This window comes from Vibrio sp. V39_P1S14PM300 (genome assembly GCF_009904765.1).
Lineage (GTDB): Bacteria > Pseudomonadota > Gammaproteobacteria > Enterobacterales > Vibrionaceae > Vibrio > Vibrio proteolyticus.
Map to the genome: position 1 here is coordinate 38,325 of NZ_WXWP01000179.1, position 2,623 is coordinate 40,947.

The 2,623-nt window shown below is 47.7% G+C and carries 3 protein-coding genes; all 3 read left to right on the forward strand.

Annotated elements, in window-relative coordinates; genetic code table 11:
- Positions 1-303 precede the first annotated feature (303 nt).
- On the forward strand, positions 304-1,437 hold the full coding sequence (locus tag CAG65_RS09120) for a polysaccharide export protein (protein ID WP_337247450.1): 1,134 nt from the start codon (positions 304-306) through the stop codon (positions 1,435-1,437).
- A gap of 50 nt (positions 1,438-1,487) precedes the next feature.
- A complete protein-coding gene (locus CAG65_RS09125) occupies positions 1,488-1,928 on the forward strand; it encodes an arsenate reductase/protein-tyrosine-phosphatase family protein (protein ID WP_161448525.1) in 441 nt (146 codons plus the stop codon).
- Between the two features lie 49 nt (positions 1,929-1,977).
- A partial coding sequence (locus tag CAG65_RS09130; RefSeq protein WP_237668785.1) for a Wzz/FepE/Etk N-terminal domain-containing protein occupies positions 1,978-2,623 on the forward strand: 646 nt, incomplete at its 3' end.

Genomic DNA, 2,623 nt, shown 5'->3' on the forward strand with positions numbered 1-2,623 from the left:
TCTCGTCAAAAAAATGACGAAAGCACCTTTGGTTTGAGTGCGAATAAACTTATTCAATGGGTTTGGCTTAAAAATACATAAAAATCGCTTTGCTTTTACCAAATAACTCATTTTTATTTAGCTAGTTAGGTGGCAAGGTGTTTTTGAGAATAAAACATTTCCTGCTCAAAGGAATTGATAAAGATGTTGTGGGCGCCTGATGATTATCAGGCGGATTTATGACGGTGTCATTGTTGGCTAAAGAAAAAGAGTTTCAAGTTATGAGCTATGAGAAAGAAAAATGTATGTTCAGGGGTGTTTGCGGTGAGAAATAGAAATCTGACCTTAATTGTTGCTCTACTTATGTTGGGTGGCTGCACCGTTGTTCCAGGTTCTCATATCTCCACTATCAATAAAGATGTGGTGACTTCTGAGCCAGATGAAGACATTTCTTCCCAGGTTACCGTATACCCGCTTAACCCTTCTCTGATTTCTAGATTAAAAAATGAACAGTTCAATGTGACAACCCAAGGAAATGCGAACCTGGATAAAGAGGTCGCTGAGTATGAATATCATATTGGTCCTGGCGATGTATTAAATGTGACCATTTGGGATCACCCAGAATTAACCATCCCTGCCGGCTCTTACCGTAGTTCGGCAGAGGCTGGTAACTGGGTTCACTCTGACGGTACGATATTCTATCCTTACATTGGCAAAGTGAATGTTGCTGGCCAAACGGTCACCGAAGTTCGCAATACGCTTGCCAAGAAGCTCACTCGCTATATTGAATCTCCACAAGTTGATGTCAATGTGGCCGCGTTCCGTTCTCAAAAAGCGTATATTACAGGTGAAGTTAATTCTCCCGGCCAGCGGCCCATTTCCAATATTCCCCTGACATTACTTGACGCTGTGAATCAGGCTGGAGGCATCAGTAAAGATGCGGACTGGCGTAACGTGACTCTGACCCGCAACGGCATCGAGGAACAAATTTCATTATATGCACTTATCCAAAAAGGCGATCTGACGCAGAATCGTTTGTTGAAGAACGGCGATATTGTGCATGTTCCACGCAATGATGCACTGAAAGTGTTTGTGATGGGGGAAGTGAAGCAGCCGCAAATGTTAAAAATTGATCGCACGGGGATGAGTCTGACAGAAGCACTCAGCTCCGTCGGTGGTATCAATGAGCTGGAGGCGGACGCGACCGGAATATTTGTGATTCGCAGTCTGACCTCTGTGCGCAGTGCACAGTCCCGCATTGCGGATATTTATCAGCTCAACATCAAAGACGCTTCCGCGCTGGTGCTGGGGACAGAATTTGAGCTTAAACCTTACGATGTCGTGTATGTGACCACGACGCCGATCGGTCGCTGGAATCGACTGGTCAAACAGCTGTTGCCGACTATCTCTGGCTTTAACAATCTGGCCGATGGGGTAAACAATGTACGTTCCTGGTAAGTTGGTGCGCACACGCAGAGCAGTGATGAAATGTGGCAGAGGGCGCTTCGATGTTTAATAACATTCTTGTGGTTTGTATGGGCAACATATGTCGCTCCCCCACCGCCGAACGCATTCTGCAGCATTTGCTCCCGGAGCGGCATATCACATCTGCCGGCCTGGCGGTTGAGCGAAGCCGGCTGAATGGATCGCCTGCGGATGCGACCGCTTGTCAGGTTGCGCAGGAGCACGGGATGACACTGGACGGCCATCATGCTCAACAACTGACGGCTGAGCTTTGCCATCAATCTGATCTGATTCTGGTGATGGAGAAACGCCACATTAACTTGCTGAGCGAGATTGCCCCGGCTGCGCGGGGAAAGACCATGTTATTAGGGCAATGGGATGGTCTTCGTGAAATCCCGGATCCACACCGACAAAGCAAAGACGCGTTCCTGTACGTATTCGATGTTATCGAGCAGGCAGCGAACCTCTGGGCGAAAAAACTGTAATTTTAACGTTCATCAGCCCGAGTGGCTGGTGACCTCTTGTGAAAAAACTATGACATCTCACACTTCCAAACACGGTGCCGGACAATTTAACTCGGATGAAATCGATCTGAGTAAGTTAGTCGGCATTCTTTTTGATGCTAAATGGCTTATCGTCGGCGTCACTTTTTTGTTTGCGGTTTGTGGCGTTGCGGTGGCGCTGCTATCGACGCCGATCTACAAAGCGGATGCACTGATTCAGATTGAGCAAAAAAGCTCAGGCGGTCTTTCTTCTCTGGTTGGGGAGGTAGGGGAACTGTTTAATCAGGAATCGACGGCGGCGGCCGAAATCGAAATTATTCGCTCACGTATGATTCTGGGGGACACCGTTGAGAAGTTTCATCTGACAACGGTAGTGACTCCTCAATACTGGCCGCTAGTGGGCAAAGGTATCGCCCGTTTATCCGGTGAATCGAATACGTTGGATGTAACGCGCTTTGAACTGCCAACTGAGGCGATGTTGCAATCGCACACCATTCGGGTACTCGACTCGCAGCACTATCAATTGCTGGATCAAAACGACGATGTCATTTTGTCCGGTACGGTTGGCCAGTTAGCGGAACAACAAGGGTACCAACTGCTGGTGAGCGGTCTTCATATTGAGGAAAATGGCTTTGAGTTCAACATTGCGAAGCAAAGCAAACTGGACGCCATTAAGT

Coding starts and splice junctions, on each gene's coding strand:
- CAG65_RS09125 (WP_161448525.1), top strand. CDS start 1,488: ATGTTTAATAACATTCTTGTGGTTTGTATGGGCAACATATGTCGCTCC.